At 40.6% G+C, this 25,166-nt stretch carries 25 protein-coding genes and 1 riboswitch; of the genes, 6 read left to right on the top strand and 19 right to left on the bottom strand.

The features are described 5' to 3' along the window. Nucleotides 1-204: 204 nt before the first annotated feature. From MTF66_RS23695 to xerD, 6 genes are all read right to left on the bottom strand, one after another. Nucleotides 205-387: a hypothetical protein gene (locus MTF66_RS23695; RefSeq protein WP_138606615.1), complete on the bottom strand. Its 183-nt coding sequence runs from the start codon at nucleotides 385-387 to the stop codon at nucleotides 205-207. Between the two features lie 353 nt (nucleotides 388-740). Then, nucleotides 741-2,276 carry a lysine--tRNA ligase gene (gene lysS / locus MTF66_RS23690; protein WP_054201888.1) on the bottom strand — a complete coding sequence of 512 codons (1,536 nt, stop codon included), beginning with the start codon at nucleotides 2,274-2,276 and terminating at the stop codon, nucleotides 741-743. A gap of 26 nt (nucleotides 2,277-2,302) precedes the next feature. After that, a protein-coding gene (gene prfB / locus MTF66_RS23685) for a peptide chain release factor 2 (protein WP_109874146.1) occupies nucleotides 2,303-3,401 on the bottom strand; the annotation gives its coding sequence in 2 pieces (ribosomal slippage) (nucleotides 2,303-3,325 and nucleotides 3,327-3,401; 1,098 coding nt in all). Between the two features lie 145 nt (nucleotides 3,402-3,546). Next, nucleotides 3,547-5,268, bottom strand: coding sequence for a single-stranded-DNA-specific exonuclease RecJ (gene recJ / locus MTF66_RS23680; RefSeq protein WP_138623711.1), 1,722 nt, complete (start codon nucleotides 5,266-5,268; stop codon nucleotides 3,547-3,549). Between the two features lie 84 nt (nucleotides 5,269-5,352). Beyond that, complete coding sequence (gene dsbC, locus MTF66_RS23675; RefSeq protein WP_010391520.1) at nucleotides 5,353-6,081, bottom strand: bifunctional protein-disulfide isomerase/oxidoreductase DsbC; 729 nt, start codon at nucleotides 6,079-6,081, stop codon at nucleotides 5,353-5,355. Between the two features lie 72 nt (nucleotides 6,082-6,153). Further along, nucleotides 6,154-7,080, bottom strand: a complete 927-nt coding sequence (gene xerD / locus MTF66_RS23670; protein WP_138570359.1) for a site-specific tyrosine recombinase XerD — start codon at nucleotides 7,078-7,080, stop codon at nucleotides 6,154-6,156. Nucleotides 7,081-7,185: 105 nt separating this feature from the next. On the opposite strand from xerD, the gene fldB reads away from it, so the two are divergent. Next, nucleotides 7,186-7,707 (top strand): flavodoxin FldB, encoded by a 522-nt coding sequence (gene fldB / locus MTF66_RS23665; protein ID WP_008467792.1) that lies wholly within the window; start codon nucleotides 7,186-7,188, stop codon nucleotides 7,705-7,707. 50 nt (nucleotides 7,708-7,757) lie between these two features. Here the strand turns inward: fldB and MTF66_RS23660 are convergent, their stop codons facing one another. The 3 genes from MTF66_RS23660 to MTF66_RS23650 all read right to left on the bottom strand — a co-directional run bounded on the left by MTF66_RS23660 (nucleotide 7,758) and on the right by MTF66_RS23650 (nucleotide 11,245). After that, entirely contained in the window at nucleotides 7,758-8,204 is a 447-nt protein-coding gene (locus tag MTF66_RS23660) for a DUF2147 domain-containing protein (RefSeq protein ID WP_138623709.1), read from the bottom strand. Nucleotides 8,205-8,379: 175 nt separating this feature from the next. Further along, nucleotides 8,380-10,389, bottom strand: a complete 2,010-nt coding sequence (locus tag MTF66_RS23655) for an alpha-amylase family protein (RefSeq protein ID WP_138623707.1) — start codon at nucleotides 10,387-10,389, stop codon at nucleotides 8,380-8,382. Between the two features lie 157 nt (nucleotides 10,390-10,546). Then, entirely contained in the window at nucleotides 10,547-11,245 is a 699-nt protein-coding gene (locus tag MTF66_RS23650) for a tRNA1(Val) (adenine(37)-N6)-methyltransferase (protein ID WP_138623705.1), read from the bottom strand. Nucleotides 11,246-11,321: 76 nt separating this feature from the next. On the opposite strand from MTF66_RS23650, the gene srmB reads away from it, so the two are divergent. Both srmB and MTF66_RS23640 read left to right on the top strand, forming a co-directional pair. Further along, the gene (gene srmB, locus MTF66_RS23645) at nucleotides 11,322-12,548 is read left to right on the top strand and encodes an ATP-dependent RNA helicase SrmB (RefSeq protein WP_010391528.1); all 1,227 of its coding nucleotides are present in this window, start codon (nucleotides 11,322-11,324) and stop codon (nucleotides 12,546-12,548) included. Nucleotides 12,549-12,786: 238 nt separating this feature from the next. Further along, the gene (locus MTF66_RS23640; protein ID WP_036956628.1) at nucleotides 12,787-13,107 is read left to right on the top strand and encodes a BON domain-containing protein; all 321 of its coding nucleotides are present in this window, start codon (nucleotides 12,787-12,789) and stop codon (nucleotides 13,105-13,107) included. A 449-nt stretch (nucleotides 13,108-13,556) separates the two neighbouring features. On the opposite strand, the gene MTF66_RS23635 is transcribed toward MTF66_RS23640, so the two are convergent. Continuing rightward, complete coding sequence (locus MTF66_RS23635) at nucleotides 13,557-14,513, bottom strand: mechanosensitive ion channel family protein (RefSeq protein WP_109874141.1); 957 nt, start codon at nucleotides 14,511-14,513, stop codon at nucleotides 13,557-13,559. 119 nt (nucleotides 14,514-14,632) lie between these two features. Further along, nucleotides 14,633-15,412: a peroxide stress protein YaaA gene (gene yaaA, locus MTF66_RS23630; RefSeq protein ID WP_010391532.1), complete on the bottom strand. Its 780-nt coding sequence runs from the start codon at nucleotides 15,410-15,412 to the stop codon at nucleotides 14,633-14,635. Between the two features lie 218 nt (nucleotides 15,413-15,630). Between yaaA and tal the strand changes: the two genes are divergently transcribed. Both tal and MTF66_RS23620 read left to right on the top strand, forming a co-directional pair. After that, complete coding sequence (gene tal, locus MTF66_RS23625; RefSeq protein ID WP_138623703.1) at nucleotides 15,631-16,581, top strand: transaldolase; 951 nt, start codon at nucleotides 15,631-15,633, stop codon at nucleotides 16,579-16,581. A gap of 226 nt (nucleotides 16,582-16,807) precedes the next feature. Then, nucleotides 16,808-16,996: a DUF3545 family protein gene (locus MTF66_RS23620; RefSeq protein WP_008110646.1), complete on the top strand. Its 189-nt coding sequence runs from the start codon at nucleotides 16,808-16,810 to the stop codon at nucleotides 16,994-16,996. Between the two features lie 59 nt (nucleotides 16,997-17,055). Here MTF66_RS23620 and ung read toward each other — a convergent pair whose 3' ends face one another. From ung to MTF66_RS23580, 8 genes are all read right to left on the bottom strand, one after another. Further along, nucleotides 17,056-17,718, bottom strand: a complete 663-nt coding sequence (ung, locus tag MTF66_RS23615) for a uracil-DNA glycosylase (RefSeq protein WP_138623701.1) — start codon at nucleotides 17,716-17,718, stop codon at nucleotides 17,056-17,058. Further along, on the bottom strand, nucleotides 17,715-18,563 hold the full coding sequence (locus MTF66_RS23610; protein ID WP_138623699.1) for a cobalamin-binding protein: 849 nt from the start codon (nucleotides 18,561-18,563) through the stop codon (nucleotides 17,715-17,717). The genes ung and MTF66_RS23610 overlap by 4 nt, the downstream gene beginning before the upstream one ends. Next, nucleotides 18,563-19,162 (bottom strand): cob(I)yrinic acid a,c-diamide adenosyltransferase, encoded by a 600-nt coding sequence (gene cobO, locus MTF66_RS23605; protein WP_016900538.1) that lies wholly within the window; start codon nucleotides 19,160-19,162, stop codon nucleotides 18,563-18,565. Before cobO ends, MTF66_RS23610 begins: the two co-directional genes overlap by 1 nt. Beyond that, entirely contained in the window at nucleotides 19,155-20,636 is a 1,482-nt protein-coding gene (locus MTF66_RS23600) for a cobyric acid synthase (RefSeq protein ID WP_138623697.1), read from the bottom strand. The genes cobO and MTF66_RS23600 overlap by 8 nt, the downstream gene beginning before the upstream one ends. Beyond that, nucleotides 20,636-21,646 (bottom strand): iron ABC transporter permease, encoded by a 1,011-nt coding sequence (locus MTF66_RS23595; RefSeq protein ID WP_010391540.1) that lies wholly within the window; start codon nucleotides 21,644-21,646, stop codon nucleotides 20,636-20,638. Before MTF66_RS23595 ends, MTF66_RS23600 begins: the two co-directional genes overlap by 1 nt. A 1-nt stretch (nucleotide 21,647) precedes the next feature. After that, nucleotides 21,648-22,460, bottom strand: a complete 813-nt coding sequence (locus MTF66_RS23590) for an ABC transporter ATP-binding protein (protein WP_138623695.1) — start codon at nucleotides 22,458-22,460, stop codon at nucleotides 21,648-21,650. Nucleotides 22,461-22,533: 73 nt separating this feature from the next. Then, nucleotides 22,534-22,664, bottom strand: a riboswitch (cobalamin riboswitch). Nucleotides 22,665-22,721: 57 nt separating this feature from the next. Further along, nucleotides 22,722-23,651 (bottom strand): porin, encoded by a 930-nt coding sequence (locus MTF66_RS23585; protein ID WP_138606643.1) that lies wholly within the window; start codon nucleotides 23,649-23,651, stop codon nucleotides 22,722-22,724. Nucleotides 23,652-23,814: 163 nt separating this feature from the next. Beyond that, on the bottom strand, nucleotides 23,815-24,684 hold the full coding sequence (locus tag MTF66_RS23580; protein WP_008467766.1) for a LysR family transcriptional regulator: 870 nt from the start codon (nucleotides 24,682-24,684) through the stop codon (nucleotides 23,815-23,817). Between the two features lie 89 nt (nucleotides 24,685-24,773). Between MTF66_RS23580 and MTF66_RS23575 the strand changes: the two genes are divergently transcribed. Next, nucleotides 24,774-25,148 carry a DUF413 domain-containing protein gene (locus tag MTF66_RS23575; protein WP_138606645.1) on the top strand — a complete coding sequence of 125 codons (375 nt, stop codon included), beginning with the start codon at nucleotides 24,774-24,776 and terminating at the stop codon, nucleotides 25,146-25,148. The last annotated feature ends 18 nt before the right edge of the window (nucleotides 25,149-25,166 follow it).

The raw sequence follows: 25,166 nt of genomic DNA, 5'->3' as shown, positions 1-25,166 counted from the left end.
TTCGAACCCTCGATAGAGCTACAAACTCTATACTCCCTTAGCAGGGGAGCTCCTTCGGCCACTCGGACACCTCTCCGTCTTGTGGGGCGTATAATAAAGATTTCAGAAAATATGTCAAACACTTTTCTGACAAAAGTGACTATATGGCTATAGATTGCACACATGTCTGGTTTTAAAGTGTAATTAGTTTGAAAATTAATCAGGTTAGGTATTTGGAGTGCTTGAGTTAACACCCATCACTGGCACTAGTTCATCCGTAAGCTCTGCTAGGTATTGCTCTTGGTAGCCCAATTTTTGAAACTCAGCAATACATGCGCGATAGTAAGCTTGTCGCTGTTGTTCTGTGGTGCTCTCATCGGGTAAAGACTCTACTCGTTTAGCTTTCATATTATTTATCTAAGTCCTTTAGAAATTTTTATTTTTACGACTAATAATGACCGTGTACAAATTTCGGCCATATTTTAGCTAAAAAATTCACATAAATACAACATAATGTTTAAAAAACAATCATACCAAAAAGTTATAGCACTGCTTTAATGTTGCTAAGCAGTGAGGCAACTTTATGATAATGAAACTGAATTAAAGGTTAATATCCCTTTGTACTTACATTTTATTATCAGTGTAGTACTTATTAATTAAAAGCCCTAATATAAAGTTTAGGCAATGTCTCACAAACAATAAGGCAAAAAAAACGCCGCTAATTAGCGGCGTTAATAATTTTATAGTTTATTCCTTCAAGCTTAGTCAGCTTGTGGGCGCATGTGCGGGAATAAAATAACATCTTTGATAGTTGATGAGTCAGTAAATAGCATCACTAAACGGTCAATACCAATGCCCTCACCTGCCGTTGGTGGTAAACCATACTCAAGTGCGCGAATGTAGTCTTCGTCATAATGCATTGCTTCATCATCACCAGCGTCTTTCTCTTCAACCTGACGAGTAAAACGCTCAGCTTGATCTTGTGCATCGTTAAGCTCTGAGAAACCATTTGCTAATTCACGACCGCCAACAAAAAATTCAAAACGATCAGTTACAAATGGATTTTCGTCGTTACGACGTGCAAGTGGAGATACTTCCCACGGGTAGCCTGTGATAAATGTAGGTTGGATAAGCATATGCTCAGCCGTTTCTTCAAATATTTCACATAAGAACTTACCTGGGCCCCATACGCAGTTTTCAGGAATTTTAACGTGTACTTGTTTAGCGTACGCTTTTAATTCTTCAAAGTGGTTTTCTGGGTCGTTAAATACCGCAGCATCAAACTCAGGGTTATATTTTAAGATAGCATCTGCCATGCTTAAACGCGTGAATGGTTGACCAAAATCATACTCTACTGAATCAACAACGTCGCCGTTTTCATCTTTAGTGGTGTTAACCACAATTGGGCTGCCCAGTACATTAGTTGCAACTGTACGTAACATGTCTTCGGTGATGTTCATTAAATCAATGTAGTCAGCGTACGCTTGGTAGAACTCAATCATAGTGAATTCTGGGTTGTGGCGTGTCGATAACCCTTCGTTACGGAAGTTACGGTTAATTTCGAATACGCGGTCAAAACCACCTACCACTAAACGCTTTAAGTAAAGCTCTGGTGCAATACGCAAGTACATGTCGATATCAAGCGCATTATGATGCGTTACAAACGGACGTGCCGTCGCGCCACCAGGAATAACCTGTAGCATTGGCGTTTCTACTTCCATAAAATCGCGGTCAGCTAAAAAGCGACGAATGCCTTCAACTACTTGTGAGCGAATGCGGAATGTTTCACGCGTTGCTTCGTTAGTAATTAAATCAACATAACGTTGACGGTATTTAGTTTCTTGATCTGATAAGCCATGGAATTTTTCTGGTAGTGGACGAAGTGACTTAGTCAGCAGTTCGTACTCTGTCATTTCTACGTATAAATCGCCTTTACCTGATTTGTTCAGCGCGCCTTTAACACCAATAATATCGCCAATATCAAGCTGACCATATTTTGCTTTTAAATCTTTTTGAACGTCTTTTGAGGCATATGCTTGTACACGGCCTTTCATGTCTTGAATAGACATAAATGGACCACGTTTAGCAAGAATACGACCTGCTATCGATACTACGTGCTGTAATTCGATTAGCTCTTCTTTACTCTTATCACCAAACTCAGCCTGCAAATCTGCCGTGTAATGCTCACGACGGAATTGGTTTGGATGACCGTTGGCTGGGCAATTTTCGCGAATAGCGTCTAATTTGCCGCGACGCTCAGCGATTAACTTATTTTCGTCTTGGATTTGATCAGTCATTTTTTAGCTCTTTTTTAGCTTGGTGGTTATAAACCAGATTTTAAGCTGGCTTCAATAAATTTATCTAGGTCGCCATCGAGTACCGCTTGAGTGTTACGGTTTTCAACGCCAGTACGTAAATCTTTAATACGCGAGTCATCAAGTACGTATGAACGAATTTGACTTCCCCAGCCAATATCAGACTTGTTGTCTTCTTGGCTTTGCTTTTCAGCATTTTGCTGTTGTAGCTCAAGCTCAAATAATTTCGCTTTTAACTGCTTCATTGCTTGGGCTTTATTTTTATGCTGCGAGCGCTCGTTTTGACACTGCACCACGGTATTGGTTGGTACGTGGGTAATACGTACTGCCGATTCAGTGGTATTTACGTGCTGACCACCCGCGCCTGATGCACGGTAAACGTCTATACGTAAGTCAGACGGATTAATATCAATCTCAATGTTGTCATCAACTTCTGGGTAAACAAACGCAGATGCAAACGAGGTATGGCGGCGGCCACTTGAATCAAATGGGCTTTTACGAACTAAGCGGTGTACGCCTGTTTCAGTGCGTAACCAACCATATGCATACTCACCAGAAAAACGTACTGTTGCGCCTTTAATACCAGCAACATCGCCATCGGTCGCCTCAACAAGCTCTACTTTAAAGCCTTTAGCTTCACCCCAGCGTAAGTACATACGCAGTAAAATATTACACCAGTCTTGTGCTTCAGTACCGCCAGAGCCTGATTGTAAATCAAGGTAGGCATCGTTTGAATCGTGAGAGCCTGAAAACATACGACGAAACTCAAGCCCTTCAAGCTGCTGGTTTAAATCAGCTAGTTCGCTTTGTGCTTCATCAAAGGTGTCTTGATCTTCAGCTTCAACAGCAAGCTCTACTAAACCTTCAACATCGTCAGTACCAGCAACAAGGTTATCGATTGTTTCAACCACGGCTTCTAGTGCTGACTTTTCACGACCAAGGGCTTGTGCGCGCTCAGGCTCATTCCATACGGCTGAATCTTCAAGTTCGGCGTTAACTTCTTCTAAACGTTCTTGTTTAAGAGCGTAGTCAAAGGTACCCCCGAAGCAGTTCAGTACGTTCGCGAATTTCCTTGATTTGATTAATCACAGGATTCACTTCAAACATGTACATTACTCCAAAATGGCTAGGTTATTGCGCACTTAAAAAAGAGACCGAGCGCAATTAAAAATCATTAAATAATAAAAACGCCCGATTTTAACAAAAAACCGCGCGTTTTATTAGCCTTTTATGCATGGTTTGAAGATATTTTTTAGCCCACTTTTTCAAGCTCTCTAACTATAAGTTGTAAGCTAAATTTACCTCTAAATTCATTTATATCGAGCTGATACGCTACTTTAACAAACTGCGCCTCGGTATCTGGCCACGCTTTTACATCAATCCCAAAGGCTATGGCATCCACTAAGCGTGCAGACTGATGCTTTAATACTAGCTTTAAGTGTTTTTCACCCACAATACGCTGCTGGATTACTTCAAAGGTGTGTTCAAATACCGGCTCTGGAAACTGCTGCCCCCACGGGCCCGATTGTTTTAAAAGCTGCGCAAAATCCATGCTAAAGCAATCATTAGGTAGCTCACCATCGGTAAACACAATACAGCGTTTACTTTCTTCACTGAGTTGCTCACTAACCGCACTATCAAACGCACGTTTAAACTCAGGAAATTGCTGCTCGTTAATACTTAAACCTGCCGCCATTGCATGGCCACCAAATTTATTAATTAAACCGGGCTGCGCGGTGTTTAAACCTTCAAGCAGGTCGCGCATATGTAAACCTTCAATAGAGCGACATGAACCTTTTATCTCACCGTTTTCGCCACCCGCAAATATCACGGTTGGGCGGTGGTATTTTTCTTTTAAGCGCCCCGCTAAAATGCCAATAACGCCTTGGTGCCAATCGTCTTGATACAAACAAATAGCATCAGGTACGCTATCTTCTTTAAATGCTAGCCTATCGAGCACGGCTTGCGCTTCTACTTGCATGCCTTGCTCTATTTCACGTCTGGCAAAGTTTAAGCTGTCAAGCTCACCGGCTATGCGCCTTGCTTGATTTATGTCGTTGCTAAGTAAGCAAGCTATACCTAGGCTCATATCATCTAAACGCCCTGCTGCATTTAAACGTGGCGCCAATGAAAAGCCAAAATCGCTGGCACTCAAACGAGCTGCATTGCGATTAGCCACTTCAATCAGTGCGGTGATACCTGGGCGGGTTTTACCACTTCGAATACGTGCCAAGCCTTGATGCACTAACGTACGGTTATTCGCATCCAGAGCCACCACATCGGCCACCGTACCAAGGGCTACAATATCGAGTAAGTCAGCAATATTTGGCATAGGATGTTGGTTAAAGTAGCCTTGTTCACGCAGCGCACTTCTCAGTGCAATAAGTAAATAAAACGCCACCCCAACACCGGCTATCGACTTAGAGGGAAAATCACAGTCATGGCGATTAGGATTAACAATAGCATCGGCATTAGGCAGTTGCTCGCCTTGTAAATGATGATCTGTAACCAGCACTTTAATGCCTGCTGCTTTAACAATATCAATCCCTGCAATACACGATATACCGTTATCTACGGTGATCACTAAATCGGGCTGCATAGTGACTATTTGCTCAGCCAATGCTGGGCTTAAGCCATAACCTAAACTAAAGCGGTCTGGCACTAAATAATCTAAATGGGTAAAGCCAAACATGGCCAACCCTTGCATTAAGGTGGCGGTGCTGGTTGCGCCATCGGCGTCAAAATCGCCAACAATTAGTATTTTACTTTGTGCATGCAGTGCATCAATTAATAGTTGGCTGGCTTTGTCTATATCTTTAAATAGCTTAAAGTCGAGCAAAGTGGCCGCACTATTATTTAATTCATCAGCATGGCAGACGTTACGCGTGGCATAAATTTGCTTAATAACAGGATGTAGATGACTAGGTAGATGAGAGTCGTCAACGGGTTCTCGCGCAATGATCATTTTTTTCATGCTGGTTTTTAACTTATGATATTCATAACAAAAAGACAAAAAAAGGCCATAAAGGCCTTTTTAAACAGGTACTCAGGTTTTTAATTAACCTGCTTTGTTAGCCTCAAGCGCAGCGCTTAGTGCGGCAGCTGGTTGGTAGCCTGGGATCATCGTACCATCTTCTAAAATAATAGCCGGTGTACCACTAATTCCAAAGCTTTGCCCTAATTGGTAATGCTCTGCAACGGGTGCGCTACAGTCTTTTACAATTTGTGTATCTGCACCAGATTTAGCTTCAGTAAGTGCTTCTTGCTGATCTTTAGCACACCACACATTCATTAAATCGGCATAACCTGATCCTTGCAGGCCGCCACGTGGAAATGCTAGGTATTTAACCGTAATACCCGACTCAAGTAAGTCATCAAGCTCACGGTGTAATTTACGACAGTAACCACAGCTAATATCAGTAAACACGGTAATGCTGTGTTTTTCTTCTGGCGCTTTATACACAATCATTGAATCTTCGTATTCTTTTAACCCTGATTGACGCACACCATTAAGTGCTTGCTCAGTTAAATTACTACGGTTGTTTAAATCGATTAGCGTACCTTGCATTAAAAACTGACCGTCAGGGCTTGCATACAGCACCCCTTTATTGGTGATCAATTCTTTTAAGCCCGCAACCGGACTTGGGTTAATTTGTTTAACAGTTACTCCTAGCGCGGCAAATTTTGTCACAATAGGATCATTGGCATCGGGTGTTACTGCAACACCATTAGCAAAAGCGCTCAAACTAGTGCACAACATGGCACCTGCTAACATTAATTTTTTCATAACGGGTTCTCTATCCTAAAAATACTTATCTTATCGTGTCTATATGACCGGCTTAGTGACAAAAAAATTCGCTTAAGCACGAGGATGATGCTCAGCATGCACCGATTTTAATCGCTCATTCGCTACATGCGTATAAATTTGGGTAGTTGATAGGTCGCTGTGGCCAAGCATCATCTGCACCACACGCAAGTCAGCCCCATGATTTAATAAATGCGTTGCAAATGCATGTCGCAAGGTGTGGGGCGATAACGGCGACTCAACGGATGCCAAAATAGCATAGTGTTTAATCCGATGCCAAAAAGTTTGTCGTGTCATGCCCACCCCACGTTTAGAGGGAAATACAAAATCGGTGGCATGTTTTATCATTTGTGCTCGCCCAAGCTTTAAAAATTGCTCCAGCCAATACATAGCCTCTTCACCTAAAGGCACTAATCGCTCTTTATTTCCTTTACCTTTTACAAATACCACAGCTTGGCGCAAATTTATTTGCTCCATTCTCAGCCCTACCAGCTCAGTTACCCGCAAACCCGTTGCATACAAGAGCTCGAGCATGGCTTTGTCGCGCAGCCCCATTGGCTCTTCAATATTGGGGGCACTTAATAGCGCCTCTACTTCAGCCTCAGAAAGCGTTTTTGGTAACGACTGCCCCGCTTTAGGCTGAGCAATATTGACCATAGGTGAGTCGCTAATTATTTTTTCGCGTACAAAGTACTGATAAAAACGTTTTAATGCACTAATACTGCGTGCAGTACTGCGTGGCTTTAGCCCTAAATCAACACGATGTGCCAAGTAACTTTCAACGTCGAGGCTGGTTACCGTCATTAAGTTTTCGCCTTTTAAAAATTGGCAAAACTTATCTAAGTCACTGCGATAAGCGCTCAGCGTGTTTTCACTTACGCCTTGCTCTAAATAGAGGCTATCAAGAAAGGTTTCTAAAAAGTCGCTATTGCTGCTTAGCTCATTATTTTGTTCAGGTAAATCGTCAGATAGCGTTGTCACGTTGTGATCTCATGTTGGTAATACCACGGGAGAAGGTATCAATTAAAAATACCTTACGGTAAACTTGAGCCTATCATAACAGGCAATTACACAGTGATAAATACGATGCAGATTGGTTTATTTTTTGGTTCTACTACCTGCTATACCGAAATGGCGGCAGAAAAAATACGCGACATTATAGGCGCCGACATTGTCAGCTTACATAATATTAAAGACGAGCCGCTTAAAAACGCTGAGCAATATGACTTTATCATTTTTGGTATTTCTACGTGGGACTTTGGCGAAATTCAAGAAGATTGGGAATCAAAGTGGGACGACATAAAAGACGTTGACCTAAATGGTAAAACCATTGCCTTATTTGGGATGGGCGATCAGCAAGGGTATGGCCAGTGGTTTCAAGACGCATTAGGCATGCTTCATGATGAAATAAATGCCCAAGCCATTACTCAACTTGGCTTTTGGCCTAACGACAGTAATTACGAATTTGAAGCCTCTAAAGCCCTTACCGAAGACGGTAAACAATTTGTTGGTTTAGCCCTTGATGAAGATAGTCAGTACGAGCTAAGCGACGAACGTATTGCCACCTGGGTAGAACAGGTGATGACAGAGTACGCTGAAACCCTGTAACTGTGCACTCTTGCAAAAAGCGCTGCTATGCAGCGCTTTTTAATATTTAACTACTCTACTTTTAACCAGTATTGGTTACGGTAAAAAAAGCCCACATAACCGCGCACTTCAAGTTTTTCGCCATTTTGCTGCGGAGTTAAACGCACGCTGTAGGTTTTACCGTTATTTGGGTCGAGTATTTCACCGTCTTCCCAACTACCGTCACCTGCATAAGTTACATCTTCAATAATGGTCATGCCTAGCATCGGCTGATTCTTTTTATCACCGTTGCACTCACTGCAAAGCGCATCTTGCTTGGCTTTATTGAGTATTGTTTCAATTTTGCCAGTTAGCACGCCATCTTGCTCAGTAATGCGTACATAAGACTTTGCTTCTTTGGTATCTTCATTAATGGTTTTCCAAAGCCCTACAGGACTCATGTTTGCATGCGCACTATGGCTTATAAATAAAGCTGCAGCGAGAGTGCTTAGCAAATTTAGTTTATTGAAGTTTTTCATTGAGTTGCTTTGATTTTAAATAGCGAATAAAACAATAATACCAGCTGATTTATAAACACACTATGAAATTACATAGCTAATTAGGTGCATGTAAAAAATAAAAACCAAGTGCCTTTAACACACTTGGTTTTTAAATAATAATCACGTTTTAAAGTACATGATTAAAAGTGCATATTTAAAAGTCACGCACCTCTACACTTGAGCTATTAAATTCAAACATATTAATTTTGCCGCACTGGGCCATATGGTTAGTGCTTGCATATGGGGTATCAGCTTGGTTTATATCGCCCTCCCACTCTTGGCCATTTTTTATAAATGCTTTGAGTTCAAACCAGCCGTTAACGGCTTTACTGCAATCCATATCAACATCAAGCATCCAGTAGTGTTCACCCCATATATTAAGCGGTGTAACGCCAAAACCATCGCTATCTACCGTTTTTTTCGCCCCGAATTCACTAGGCCATATATTAGTAGTCCAATCCATAGCGCTACCTTGCGCCTCACTGCTTTGACCTTGTTCGATACCATACCAATCTAGGTAATTATCGTTTGCTTTCCAAGGCAAAGTGGTGTTGTTTTTTAAATTGTTGTGACGAATAGGCATGGCACATTCAACGTTCGTTGTTTGGCAGTTTCTACCAAGGTTTGCATTGGCATAAGTGTGATCTATTCCACCACGAACAAACATATCTTGTCCGCTTTGTGTTAGCGCATTGATAAAAACAACGGTTCTTTGCCAATCACCGCCGTTATTAGGGAGCGAGCCTTGTAGTAATTTAGCATTTTTATGAATAGCCATGGCATCCCATGGCGCCACATTTAAATTAATCGTGCCGTTACTATTAACTGTAATAACCTCACTACTACAGCTTTTAGCATCACCCGAAAGCTCACCTTTTAATACGTTACAGTACTGCCCAGCAGCCATATCTGTTTGAACTGTTGCATTTAAAGTTGAGTCTTCTTTATTAATTGCCATATGGCCTGAGCTACCTCGCCCAAATGCAATCTGGTTATTGGTGTTATCCCACCAGTTGGTTACAGCCCAGTTATCGGCAGTGTTATTTCTAAAATCAACACCACCAGCAATGTATGACCACCGATGCTCACACTTCCATTTGCTTGCAAAACATTCCAAGTTACCATTGTTGTGCACTGGCACACTTGGCCCACCTGCATCGGTATCACCATGAAAGTCATAACTCGACATGACTTTTGGGTACCCATACGGATACGCCAACATAAAGACGTTAGCTAGGTCGTATAAACGGCCATCTTCAAAAGTAATTACATTACCCGCACCACCATGCCCACGTTGGTTATCATGGTTATCAACAAATACCACAGCTGATGAACTTGGCATAAAACCCCAACCTTCACCAAAATTACTTAGCCACGCAAGCGAGCCATTTCTAAATGTATTACCAAGCTGTGTACTGTATTTAAACTCAGTAACTAAACCTGTACTTAAATACTCTGAGGCATCTACCGCTTCAGTACCTTGATCTATCACCTCATGAAAAACCACTGGCGAGCCATTTATTTTTGCCATTAAACTTTGAATATCACTTGCAGCAACATGCTTAGCAGCATCAAACCTAAAGCCTTTAACTCCTAAGGCTTGTAAGTCATTAATATATGCCGCTAACGTATTTTGCACATAAGTTGAAGCGGTATTTAAATCGGCAAGCCCTACCAGCTCGCAATGTTGCACACGATAGCGATTATTACCGTAATCCTCAGGGTTAATTGAACAGCTTTGGTGAAAATCTTGTGGGCTGTAAATAGGATATTGTTTATTACCAAAGTTATTACCGTCGGTACCAGTACCATTACCTGCAGCCATATGGTTTATTAGGGTATCAACATATATATCTACGCCTGCCGAATTACATCGATTAACCATATCTATAAACTGCGTCCGGTTCCCGCCACGGCTTTGCAGTTGGTAGCTCACAGGTTGGTAGCGAGTCCACCATTGATTACCTGTAATATGCTCGTTAGGCGGAGATACCTGTACAGCAGCATATCCTTTGGGCCCTAAAAACTGTTCACATTCTTGAGCTATATCTTGCCAGTTCCATTCAAATAGATGCACAAATGTTGTAGGTGCTGCCATAGCTAAGCTTGGTAAAGTTAAGCCAAGGCTTAATCCTGCAGTGGTGATAATTTTATTCAGCTTCATAGTGTGTGTTCCAAGTGTTGAGCGAGTTAAACAACATACTCGACGCTATTTACAAGTGGTTAACACTAGTCTGGTGATTGATTAAATAAAAACTGAATACGTATGCATAATGGGTAAATTATCCTTTTTTACTAGATAACCAAGCTCAATAAATAGCTTACATCTTTAAATAAAATGCTTTGCAAAGCCCGACATAATCAGCTGTGTAGGTGTTGTTTTCATCTTTTATGCAAAGCACTGATTGCACTAATTCTGTTTTGATTAAGCTAAAGCGCATTAAGCTGCGGCTGAACACTTTACTCGGTGTGGTTTTTACTTGGCAATGCGCGCTTAAATACAGCCCTTGCTGCTGCGCCAAGGTTATAAATAACTGTGCCTCTTCACTAGGCAAAATTAAATTAAAACGTGCTTGCTTATGCGTTAAGCGTTTAAACGCAGCAATCAGTTCTGCAAAGCTTAAACCATCGGTATGGCGAGCGGCATTGCGTGCTGCATTATCACTTTTTAAACTGTGATTAAAATAAGGTGGATTAGATATAACGCAATCAAATTTAGTCTCAGCCGCAAACTGCTGTACACACTGGTGATAAATGCTAATGTCTGGCCAAGGGCTTTGCTGGCAATTTTGTACAGCTTGCTGGTAGGCGGCCTTATCAACCTCAACCGCACTCACCTTTAAATCTGGCACTCGCTGTTTACACATTAACGCCAACAACCCCGTACCTGTGCCAATATCTAATAACGAACTTGCACCGCTTAAATCAGCCCATGCTCCAAGTAAAATACCATCGGTAGATACCTTCATGGCGCACTGGTCGTGCTCAACCTTAAATTGTTTAAATGCAAAACCAGACATTTTTTCACCTTTTCATTCACCAAGTAGGTTTAAGTGCGTATAATTAACGGCAATTGTCCCCTATTTTTGACACTCTATGCAATTTTCTGAATTTGATCTTGATAATAAGCTACTCAATGCTATTAATAAAATGGGTTTTGAAACCCCTACTAGCATTCAACAACAAGCCATTCCTGAGGCGTTGCAAGGGCGTGATATTTTAGCGTCTGCACCAACAGGTACGGGTAAAACGGCGGCATTCTTAATTCCAGCAATTCAATATTTAATGGATTTCCCGCGTCGTGATCCGGGCTTTGCACGGGTATTAATTATGACCCCAACTCGCGAGCTTGCTTATCAAATTCATGAACAATGTGAGTTACTTGCAAAACAAACCCACTTAAAAATTGGGGTGGTTACCGGCGGTATTAATTACGGTACACACAAAGAAATTTTTGAAAATAATAACGACATTTTAATCGCCACACCTGGGCGTTTAATGGAGTATTTGGAAACTGAAAACTTCCACGCAGAAAACGTAGAAATGCTCATTCTTGATGAGGCCGACCGCATGCTCGACATGGGCTTTCGTAAAGAAATGCTGCGTATTTGTGATGAAGCTAAAAATCGTCGTCAGTGCTTTTTATTCTCAGCTACTCTTGAAGGTGACAGCGTAGAATTATTTGCAGAGCGTATTTTAAACGACCCGGCTTTGCTTGAAGCCGAATCATCACGCAAAGAAAAAGCTAAAATACATCAATGGGTTCATTTAGCTGACGATTACCATCACAAGCTTGAGCTATTAGTTAACACCTTAAACGGCCCTGATGTTAGTAAAGCGATTGTGTTTGTAAAAACTCGTGAGCGCCTTGAAACCCTTATTGGTGAACTAACCAATAACGGCGTTAAAGCTGCGTGGCTACGTGGTGAAATGCCACAAGATAAACGCATGAAAGCGATGGAAAATTTCCACAGTGGCAAAACCCGCATTTTAGTCGCGACCGATGTAGCCGCGCGTGGTATTGATGTAGCTGATATAAGCCACGTAATTAACTTTGATATGCCTCGCACTGCAGATGTTTACGTACACCGTATTGGCCGTACAGGCCGCGCGGGTAAAAAAGGCATAGCGATTTCACTAATTGAAGCGCACGATATTGGCATCCTTTACAAAGTAGAACGTTACATAGAACAGAAGCTAAAACGCCGTGTATTTAAAGGATTAGAGCCAAAACATAAAGAAGCTAAGCCACCAGTTAAAAAGCGTAAAGATCCAGTAAAAATGAAAGCGAAGAAAAAAGCCAAAGCTAAAAAGAAAAAATAGCTTTAGCTTTAATACATTTGATTGAGCCGACGTTTGTCGGCTTTTTTGTGGCTTAAAAACAGTGAGTAAGCAATTCAGAGTAATATGTAAAAACTACTTAGCTGAATAACTACTTAATAAAATATCCAATTATTTCAAATGGTTAATTTTGGAATGAAACTTGTAACCCAAGCTAGTGTATGAGTATTAAAACGCCGAGTATCGGCGCTGCTTTTTCAAAAACACTAAGGATATAGTTATGAGTCGCATTAAATTTACTATCGGTTTTATTTCGTTTTGTTGTTTATTTTTATTAGTCTCTGCTTTTAAAGTTAGTGCAGCAACGCATTTAGCAGTAGTAAGTAGTGTGGCCACACAACCTAATTTACAACAATCTATTACTCATGAGTTACGTACTAATCCAAATTTAGAATTAGAAAATTTGAACGTACAGGTCGAAAATGGCGACGTTGAACTTAATGGCAAAGCTAATAACGGTTTTGAACGTGCTCTTGCACAAAAATTTTTAGAAAATATGGATGGAGTTAAAGTAATTCGCAACAAAATTAGTGTTATTTAATACACCTCCTTCTTAACTTATTCTTCAGCGCTGCTTGCTTCTCCAACACAAGCGGCGCTTTTTATGGCCTGCACAATATAAATTCAATACAGACATAATCCCAATCCAGTTTAAATAGCTTGATTAAAAAGCCTTTTCGTTTACGCACCAATCGCGACGCTCATTGCAGCTACTTATACCATTGAATCCTTTATTACTCACAGACACTTACTATATAGGGCTTGCATCAAGCTTGAGCACAAATTCGATTAATTAAGTAATCTATTTTGAGATGAGAAACCTTATCGATATAGTTTTCTAATTGAGACGCTTTTAACTTAGTTAACGCAAGGCTTTAATTACTTCAGATCATCAATTAATTATTATAAAAAAGCGCGTTTTACTTTGTAAAAACGCGCTGATAGTCAGTAACTATTTCCCAATGCTTTTACCATGGGGTTTTAAATTATTTATTTACCTTGGCTTGCATCATTATTATTGTCACCCTCTTTGTTTGCTGACTGCTGACTTATTTTATCGCTTATCATGGCATCGAGTTTTTCACCGCCCTTAATACCAAAATCCAACGTACGAATAGGAAACGGAATACTTATATCAGCAGCATCGAGTGCTTGCTTTACTGCCACAACGCCTTTGTGACGCACCGTCATAAAATCGGGCTCACCAGGGTATTTAATCCAAAACCATACCAGTAAGTTTATACTGCTATCACCAAAGCCTTCTGCGTACACCGCGGTCTCATTTTTGCGGATCACAAAGTCAAATTGATTAATTTTTTCGACAATAACTTCACTGGCTTTTTCTATATCATCAGCGTAAGAAATACCTACAGGTACCTCTATTCTTCTGACCCCTAAAGTGCTGTAATTACGCAGTACATTTCTAAATAGTATTTTATTAGGAACCAGTATCAACTGCCCGTAAAAGCTCTCTATTAGTGTGTTGCGCAAGTTTATTGAATGCACTGAACCAAATACGTTATCGGTCTCGATAACATCACCCGCTTTGAACGGTTTACGAATACCCATAGCAATACCCGCAATTAGGTTTTCGGTCATATCTTGAAAAGCAAAACCAATGGCGAGACCAACAATACCTGCACCCGCAAGTAGTGACGTAACGGTACTTTTTAAGCCCATAAAATCAAGAGCAATAAAGACCCCAACACTCAGAACAATAACTTTAAAAATGGAGGCCATTAAGTCGGCAATTTGAGTTGAATCGAGAGAGCGACGTAATACTTTTTTCATTCCTTTGCCTGCAAGGCGGGCAATGAATGAAAATATAATCGCAATAATCACCGCGACTATAAAGTTAGGGATATGACTTATAACAACATCAAACCAACCGCCGAGCTTCTCTTCTATAAGTTTTTCGGCTTCTGTAATTGAGGGAATTGAGAGCATTTATTTTATACCTTAGTTTCTATTAATAACCTAAGGTTTGCAAAAATAGCGCCAGTATAAAAAAAGCCATGCAGTGCATAGCTTTTTGGGTATGTGTTTAGCTGCAAATAGCGCTAAATTTAGCTTTGCTCTTCGCGCAAAAATACCGGTTCAAGTTCTTTAGTGGTTGCCTCTGAGCTAAAGTAATAACCGGCCACGGTAAACTCTTTAAGCTGACTTAACTGCGTGACTTGGTTTTCGATAAGGTAACGCGCCATCATACCGCGCGCTTTTTTAGCGTAAAAGCTAATCACTTTATATTGGCCGTTTTTACAGTCTTTAAAATGTGGCGTAATAATTTGTGCGTTAAGCGATTTTTTATCTACCGCTTTAAAGTATTCGTTAGACGCTAAATTAACTAAGTATTGTGCATCTTGTGCCGCTAAAACGTCGTTAAGTTTATTAGCAATAATACTGCCCCAAAACTCATATAGGTTTTTACCACGGCTGTTTTCAAGCTTTGTACCCATTTCTAGGCGGTAGGCTTGCATTAAATCAAGTGGTTTTAATAATCCGTATAAACCCGAGAGTATACGTAAATGCTCTTGAGCATAATCAAGTTGCTTAGCCGTTAGGGTGTCGGCATCTAAACCGCCATATACATCGCCATTAAAGGCAAGCACTGCTTGTTTAGCATTACTCGTAGTAAACGGTTGCGCCCACTCACTAAAACGTGCTGCATTAAGGCCCGCGAGCTTATCGCTAATTTTCATTAAACTACCAATCTGCGCAGGAGTTAGTTCACGGCATACTTTCATGAGCGCTTCGCTGTGCTCAAGTAATTCAGGTTGAGTGAACTTATCTGTTGCGGGTGGCGTGTCGTAATCAAGATTCTTTGCTGGTGAAATAACAGTGATCATAGTTAGCTATTGACTTGTAAATTATTTAATGTCAATTTCAACATTAAATGAGACGAAAAGCACGTTTTGTTTAAAATTATCCTACCTAAAACTCAACCGTTACCGTTTTTTCATTGATAAGGACATAAGACCTATCAAGCATTGTCACACTGTTGCAGTATAGCTATATTAAGGTAGTTTAGATTTTCTTTTAACTTGCTTGGAATGAGGAAAAGCAAATGACTAGCGCTCTACAAAGGCTTAAACAACACTCTTCTATCGTGGCCGACACGGGCGATATAGAAGCCATAAAAAAACATCAACCTGAAGATGCGACTACCAATCCATCGCTGCTTTTAAAAGCGAGCGAGATTGAAGCTTACAAACCTTATCTAGATAAAGCATGGCAATACGCTAAAGAAACCGAGCAACAGCCTGCAAAACAACTAGAGGTGGCTTGTGACTATTTTGCAGTATTACTCGGTAAAGAAATTAGCGAAATTGTTCCGGGTTATATTTCTACTGAAGTTGATGCTCGTTTATCATTTGATACCCAAGCAACAATTAATAAAGCACATACTTTACTAAGCCTTTACGAGAAAGAAGGTGTAAGCAAAGACAAGATTTTAATTAAAGTTGCCTCTACTTGGGAAGGCATTAAAGCCGCAGAACAGTTAGAAAAAGAAGGCACTAAATGTAACTTAACGCTTTTATTTAGTGATGCTCAAGCCCGTGCCTGTGCTGATGCAAACGTATTTTTAATTTCGCCATTTGTTGGCAGAATTTTAGATTGGCACGTAGCAAACGGTATGGAAAAACCAACCGACCCGCTACAAGATCCTGGCGTACAATCGGTGCGTAGTATTTTTGAGTTTTACAAACGTCACGATTACAAAACGGTTGTTATGGGCGCAAGCTTTCGTAATACCGGTGAAATTATTGCCCTTACAGGTTGCGATAAGCTAACAATTAGCCCTAATCTTTTAGAAGAGCTAGGTAATTTAGAAGACGCACAAGAATACTTACTAGAGAGCGATATTGCTAAAGAGCCAAAACCAGAGCCACTTAGCGAAGCACAGTTCCGTTGGTTACATAACCAAGATGCTATGGCTACTGAGAAACTAGCTGAAGGTATTCGCTCATTTGCAGATGCGCAAGAGCAACTAGAGGCACGCTTTAAAGCGATGTAACTAACAGCTGTTTAATGAGTTAAAAAACGTCGCTTTTAGCGGCGTTTTTTTATGTCTGCGATTTACTTTAAATACTCGACTTGTCCCCATTTACGTTCTTTTTGTATTGATCTTCATCAAAATACCACCCATCAGTAACAGTTTCGTCACATTTATATTCTATTTTATTAATAGCTGTGGTATAGATACTGCCGAGGTTCAAAAAGTGGTCAATAGGAGATAATCAATGGATAGCCTAAACGAAATAATAGAGATATTAGAAGGTTCTGATACATCGAAAAAAACCTCTCAAAAAAATAAAAAAAGAAAATGGCGCGAAATAGAAGCAATAAAAGATAAGCAACGTTTGCGCAAAGAACTACAGGAGCTCGACTATTTTGCTGATAGTATTGCTATTGATGAATTAGAGTTTTAATCAACAACAGCAACTAAAAAGGCTTTCATTTATGAAAGCCTTTTTTAATACCAATTACCCTATACTTGCCAATTAATGGGCTGTGCTCCTTGCGCTATTAACAGTTCATTGGTTTTTGAAAAGTGCTGACAGCCAAAAAATCCGCGATGCGCAGAAAGCGGTGAAGGGTGCGGCCCAGACAATACATGATGGCGCTGGCGATCAATGCTTTTACCTTTTTTTTGTGCATGTGCGCCCCACAAAATAAACACCACTCCTTGGCAATGCTCATTTATATGAGTAATTACGTTATCGGTAAATTGCTCCCAACCTAAATGTTTATGGGAATGGGCTTGCCCTTGCTCTACTGTTAATACGGTATTAAGCAAAAACACACCTTGATCTGCCCAGCTTTGTAAATAGCCATGCTCTGGCGTAATAAAACCATTAATGTCAGTCACTAACTCTTTATAAATATTTTTAAGTGAAGGCGGGAGCTTTTTAACTTCAGGCAATACAGAAAAACACAAGCCATGCGCTTGCCCTTCTCCATGGTAAGGGTCTTGACCTAATATAACCACTTTAATGTCGCTAAGTGGAGTTGCATCAAATGCGCTAAACACCCGTGGTTCTGGTGGATACACAGCAATACCGTTTGATCGTTTATTCGCAACATATTCAAGGGTTTGCTGCATATATTCTTGGCTAAGTTCGTGATTTAAAAAAGATGACCAGTTGCTCATAATTGACTCTTAATAAGTTCTCTAGATACCTCAACTTTGTCACACATTTGTGCTAACCCATCAAGCATTCTAGGGGAAAAACGATGTAATAAATCCGCGTTAACGCTAATAAATTGCTCATATTTAACCGCCGGAATTTCAGGCCATTGCTGCCAATTAACTGTAGGTATTACCCGTTTTGATTTTTCATCAGGAATAATAATAACTTGTGGCTTAGTCACTATCACGTTTTCAATGCTGATTTGTGGGTAATCTGTGTCGCTGTCGGCAAATACATTGGTTACTTGGCAGGTTTCGATTAACTGATTTATCCAGGTATTTTTTGATACCGTCATCATAGGCTCTGGCCACAGCTGATAAAACCCAGTAAGCATGGTTTTATTATGCTGCGCGGCTTTAATTGCGTTGAGCTTAACTGTAAATGCCTCAGCTACTTTTTTACTTTGCTCAATATGACCGGTTAATTGACCTAATTTTAGTATTTCCTTAGCTACGCCTTCAATAGAGCGTGGATTACTTAAATGCAATTCAATCCCTAGTCGCTTAATTTGTGCTAAATCTTCTGCCTGATTACCGCTTTTCCACGCAATGACCATGTCAGGCTTGAGCATGAGTAACTTTTCGATAGAAATGCCATTATAGCCGCCGATACGCTCAATTTTAGTCGCCTCTTGTGGGTAATCTGCGTAATCCAGCGTGCCTACTATTAGATCACCCGCCCCAATGGCATATAAATTTTCGACTATGTGTGGTGCCAAAGCCACAATACGAAGCGGCTTGTCGGCTAAGGCTTGAGGTACATAAACAGCAAACAATAACAGCCCAAGAATAATGCGTTTTAACATTAGTAATCAAAGCCTTTTAGTGCTTTTACACCCGACTCAAACGCATGCTTTACATTACGCACTTCACTTACGGTATCGGCCAGCTCAATTAAGGTACGGTGCGCAGCACGGCCAGTAATAATTACCGATTGCATTACAGGTCGGTTGTTAATTGCAGCAACCACTTCCTCAAGGTCGATATAGCCATAGGTCACCATATAGGTGAGCTCATCGAGTAATACCACATCGATACTGCTGTCGCTTAGCATCCGCTTTGACTCTTGCCATGTTGCTTGTGCTGCCGCAGTATCGGCCTCTTTATTTTGCGTATCCCAAGTAAAACCTGTGTTCATAACAGCAAATTCAACTCCAGCTCCTTGTAGTAAATTACGCTCACCACATTCCCATGTACCTTTAATGAACTGACATACCGCGGCCTTTTTACCATGGCCAACACAGCGTGCAACCACACCAAAACCAGAGGTTGATTTACCTTTGCCATTACCAGTAATAACCTGAAAAATGCCTTTTTCTTGCTGTGCCGCTGCTACTCGAGCATCAACTTGTTCTTTTACTTTTTGCTGGCGCTGTTGGTGCTTGTCGTTTGTTGATTCAGTCATTGTTATGTCCTTGGTAAATTTTAATAATTTGTTCAATGTTTAAATGTGTTTGGCACATTTCAGCGAGGCGTTCTAGCTGGCGCTCGCGATGCTCATTGATGCTGATACCACTAATTTCACTGTCTGGTTTTAGCCACTTTAATAGCAGCTCTGTAGCAGCTGCGTTGTCAAATAAGCCATGTAAATAAGTACCAGCAATAGCATTATCATCACTAATAAAACCATCAGTTTCAAAGCCATTTGGGTGTTTATTAAAGCGAATAAGTGGTTTGTTGAGCGCTTGACCTTTACTGATCCCAGCATGTATTTCGTAACCCTGACAAGCAACCTGCTGCTGGTTTAAATTGAGTATTGCATTTACTTGGCTTAGCACTTTTTGCTCACCTAAAATGGTATTAAAATCACTAAGCGCTAACCCAGCTATTTGCCCTAATGATGATTCCACCGCATTAGGGTCACAAATCGTATTACCTAGCATTTGCATACCGCCGCAAATACCCAATACTTTGCCACCATAGCGTAAATGGCGTTTTATTTGCTGATCCCAGCCTTCATTTTTTAAAAATACCAAATCGCTAAGTACATTTTTACTGCCAGGCACAATAATTAAATCAACATCAGGAATTGTTTGAGTATGGCGCACATAGGTTATATTTATATTTGGGTGTAATCGCAGTGCATCAAAATCGGTATGATTACTAATATGAGGCACTAGCAGCACCGCAATATTAATGCTGGCCTCGGTCACATTATTATCTATGGCAACGGCATCTTCGGCATCAAGTGCTAAATCGTGTAGGTAGGGTAACACCCCTAACACAGGTTTACCTGTGTACTCTTCAAGCCAATCTAACCCGCCTTGTAATAGGCTAATGTCACCACGAAAACGGTTAATCACAAAGCCTTTTACCCGTGCTTGCTCTGATTCGCTTAATAGCGCCAAAGTCCCTACTAGGTGAGCAAACACACCCCCTTTATCAATATCAGCAATAATAATAACCGGGCAATCGACCTTTTCGGCGTAGCCCATATTGGCGATATCGTTTGCGCGTAAGTTAATTTCAGCTGGGCTACCAGCCCCTTCAACCAACAATAAGTCAAAGCGTTTAGCTAAACGGTTATGCGAGGTTAATACCGCTTCCATAGCCACTTTTTTATAGTCATGGTAAGAGTCGGCTTCCATATTGCTAATAGCCCTACCATGAATAATAACTTGCGCGCCGGTATCACTATTGGGTTTGAGTAATATCGGGTTAAAGTCTATTTCAGGTGCAACTTTTGCCGCAACGGCTTGTAATGCTTGTGCTCTACCAATTTCACCGCCATCATGAGTTACGGCACTATTAAGCGCCATATTTTGCGGTTTAAACGGCGCAACATTAACACCTTGATTAGCAAACACTCTGCAAAGTGCTGCAACCAGGGTACTTTTACCTGCATCTGAGGTAGTGCCTTGTACCATTAGTGTTTTCATTATTGAACCACCAGCTGACGCTTACGAAAATACAATATACTTAAAAAGAATAGACTGCCGATAGCCGCCGTGATCACTCCGATTGGCAACTCTTGATTACTTAATAGTGAGCGAGCGAGCACATCGACCCACACCATAAATATTCCCCCGACTAATCCGGTCATTAATAATCCAACGCGGCTACCTTGAGAGATAAAAAAGCGCACTATGTGTGGCACCATCAAGCCAACAAAACCAATACCACCACAGTTGGCAACTAACACGGCCGTGATCAACGAACTTAAAATAAGCATTAAAATTCTAAAACGATGTACTCTTACGCCAAGCGTTGTCGCACTTTCATCGCCTAACAACATGGCGTTAAGCTGACGCCTAAAACCCAACATGATTATTGTACAGACTATAATGACTAAGACAGGTAGCAGCAGCGACTGCCACTGTGCTTTAGCAAAACTACCTAAAGTCCAAAATAAAATAGCCGCGACCGCTTGTGGATCGCTCCAATAAAGTAGCAAACTAGTAAAAGCACTAAATAAAAATGATAGGGCTACCCCCGCCAATAACATCGATTCAACTTGGGCATTACGCTGGCTGCCAGCAATTAAAATTAATAATCCCATCGCCACTAAACTACCGGTTAATGCCGCCCCAGATAGCGCAATACCCGCCCCAGCTCCCACAAAAGACATTAGTATAACCACACCTAATGAAGCGCCGGACGAAATACCAAATAAATAAGGATCTGCTAAGGGGTTACGGGTGACTGTTTGTAGTATTAAACCTGCAATCGCTAAGCCACTCCCAGCTAAAAAAGCCAGTAAAGTACGTGGCATTCTTAATTCAATAATAATACGGCTGGTAAATGAAGCCTCGTTTGAAAAGGTTAAGCTTTGATAAACATCTGCGAGCGACGTGGGTGCCGCACCAAAACTCAGTGCAATAAATAAACTTAATAGTGCGCATAGTAGCGCAGCGATTAATGCAACGGTATGGTTAGAAAAAACCGTCATATTATTGGTATCCATAATAATAAGTAATATGAGGAATAGCCTCACCCGAAGCAGCTACTTGAGGGTGAGTGCTCACTTGTGCACAAACGCCAAACACCTCATCCAGCATCTGCTCAGTGACCACTTTATTTGGCTTACCTGCATCAACAACTTTTCCATTTTTAATAACCACTAACTCATCACACATAGCAGCAGCTAAATTTAAGTCATGAAATGACGCAAATACCGTGATCCCTAGAGATTTAGCCAGCTCCATCAGTTGAATTTGATATTTCACATCAAGGTGACTAGTTGGTTCATCCATAATAAGAAGTTGCGGTTGCTGCACAATAGCGCGGGCAATAAAGGCTCGTTGCTTTTCACCGCCAGATAGCGAATCAAATAATTGAGTACTATGAGATTCAAGCCCCACATGGCTAATAGCCTGAGCTATTTTTTGTTTATCTGCTTGGGTGGTCGAACTGAATAACGTTTTATGTGGCGTAAGCCCTAGAGCCACAACATCGAATAACGAGAGGTTAAATTGCGACGGTGTTTCTTGGAGCACAACGGCAACTTGCTTGGCGTAGTCTTCGCTTTTTAGTTGCCAAATATCGGTGTTATTAAATTTAACCTCTCCCGCTGACGGCTGATTAAATCGATACAAGCACCGCAGTAAACTCGATTTTCCCGCACCATTAGGACCAATTAAGCCAACAAACTTGCCACGCTCAATACTCACATTAATATGCTCAAGGATTAAGGTGTTACCCACTCGCCAAGAGACATTATTAACGGTTAGAAGTGCAGTTTTTTTAGCGGTTTGAGTGTGCAAAAAATTATCCTAGGCAGAGAAAACCCACACTCAGTACCACAAGTACCAAAAAGAAAATGAGTTAACCCGCTCGTTATATGAAGTTTTAAGGCACTTGTATCTGACTTACAGTAAAACTGTTCACAGTTACGGGTATAGTTGAGGAGTTTCACCTCATTCCAAATGCTTGGCTATTATGCGCAGATAAGTAAATAATTTAAAGCAAAAAAAACCGCACTCAGCTGAGTGCGGTTAAAAGGGAGTGTTTTAACTAAGTATTAGTTAAAACTTATATTCCATACCTAAACCTAGGTAATCTTGGTCAACGTTGTTGTCCATATCAAAACTTGAGTAAAAGCCAAATACCTTAAGGTTTTTGTTTAGCTTGTGATCAACACCTACCGATACTGCGCTTTTATCATCGCTGTCATCAAAATCCATTGTTTGATATTGCACTTTAAAAGTGTTGCTACCCATTAGGTAAGCTGCATTCAATAAGTAACCGTCAGCCTCAGCGCTACCGTCTACTTTTTCTTGTGTTTGGTACATTGCGCCAAGTCTAAAGTCTTCAATTTTACCTTGAACTGTTGCACGTACTACGTCGTAACCATTTACTTCACTATCAGCAGCAACAGCAGCATATACAGCGCTCTTTTTAAGACCTGCATCGCCGTAAGTTAATGCCACTGAGTAACCATTTTTGGCATCTTTATCGTCTTCTGCAATAAATGAAGCTAACACTTTAAAGCCTTCATATGAGTTTGAAGCGTAAGATACTGAGTTACCTAAACGGTTTTCACCTTTAAACGTATTTTTAATATCACCTTCAAGGTCATTAAATAAATCAAGTTTACCTTGCGCCTGCTTTAGCGCGGTATCGTTACGGCCTATTACTACCTGACCAAATGAACCTTTAAAACCTACATATTGATTACGCGCTGAAATATTATCTTTATCGCCTTTTGAGTCAGCGTCCGACACATCAACCTGAAACTCAAACTTATAAACAGCTTCTAAACCGTCTGAAATTTTTTCAGACCCCTTAAGTCCGAAACGAGATGCATTACTTTTAATTTCAGTAAACGACCCTTCTCCATCATCAGATGATTGAACGGTTACATTCGCTTTACCGTAAATGTCTACTTCTGCAAGCGCATTAAAAGATAAACCACTAAGTAAGGCTAGGCATAGGCTCGATTTTGCAAATTTCATGTTATTTCCTCGATAAACACAATAGACTAATTTTTAAAACAGCAGCAGTGTGTCACCGCTAAATGACAAAAATATTACAAAGGACATATTTTTGTCTTTTTAAGTTAATAAAACTGCATTAAATCTGAAATCAAAATAACATCTAAAATATACCGTCTAACGACTACTTACTTTGTTTCAGTAAACTCGGTGTCATTTGCGACAGCAAATTAACCAGAGTTTCTATTAACTCTTTCTGTTCGTTATCTCTATGATAGGCAACAAATACATCTCTTGACGTATTTTCTACCCCTTTTACATGAAAAAGTTCGCCTTTTTCTAAATGGTCTTTAACTAATACCTGTGGAATAAACGCACTGCCGCCACATTGCAGTATTAAATCAAGCGCTATACGTCCGGTACTGGTTCTAAAATAAGGCGGCGTTTTACCGGTAAACTGACGCGCATGCCAAAGAGAAAACGTAGTTCCCCAATCAACATAAACATATTGATTATCAAAAAAGTTATCGCCTGTTGCGGTATCGTAGCCACTAACCGGAATAATAGGTAGTTCACAAATTCGTTCAACAACGAGTTCGTCTACTTTTGGTGGATCAAATAAAATGGCTAGATCAAGGGTGCGCTCTAATAGTAATCGAGTACTCTCTTGTTGTGCTTTTACCTCTGCCACCAAAGATACACCGGGCATAGCCGATACTATATTTGTAATACCAAACTGTAAAAACGCATCCCAAATATTAGGAGTCCCAGCCAAGCTGATTTGCTTATGCATATTATCTGCAAGTGCAACATCCACTTTGGCCCTTTGCATTCCAGTAATAATCATTTGTGCATGCGGCAACAAGCGCTCACCCGGAGCCGTTAGTTGAATATTATTGCGCTGGCGAATAAATAAATTTACGCCTAAGCCCTGCTCTAATTGACGAATTCGAAAACTCACTGCAGACTGCGTTATGTATAGGTTTTCTGCCGCTTTACCAAAATGGCGAGTACGCACCACTTCAACAAATGTTTTTAATAAATCTATGTCCAATTTTTTATCCTCACGATAAAAATTTTTTGTTTAAAAAAATAGCGATTATGACCCATACTCCAGCTAATAATTGGTATGAGGGTACAGCTATGAGCAATGATATTTCACTACTTCGTCAAGCATTTGTTAGTCAACGTCAGTTTTATGATGATCAAAACTTTCCACGCGGATTTAGCCGCAGCGGACACTTTACCTTGTTAGAGGCAAGTATTTTAGAACAGCACGGTGTTGTTTTAAAAAGTTTGTATAACAAAACAGTTGAGCCGCAAAACGAATATCAACAACAATTTGTAAATGCAATAAGTGGCATCATAGAGCCAAGTAACCCCATTGAGCGAGCATGGGTTAAATACTTAAAGCTAACAACCTGCAAAACAAAATTTCATACATTATTTGGTCGCTCAAAAATTTCAGGGCCAACACCAATCAGCCAAGATTATTATTCTGAGGCTGACAATCTATAAGTCATTACAATAGTTGCT

The organism is Pseudoalteromonas sp. 2CM39R (assembly GCF_023161845.1).
This window is presented reverse-complemented; position numbering and strand designations above follow the sequence as displayed.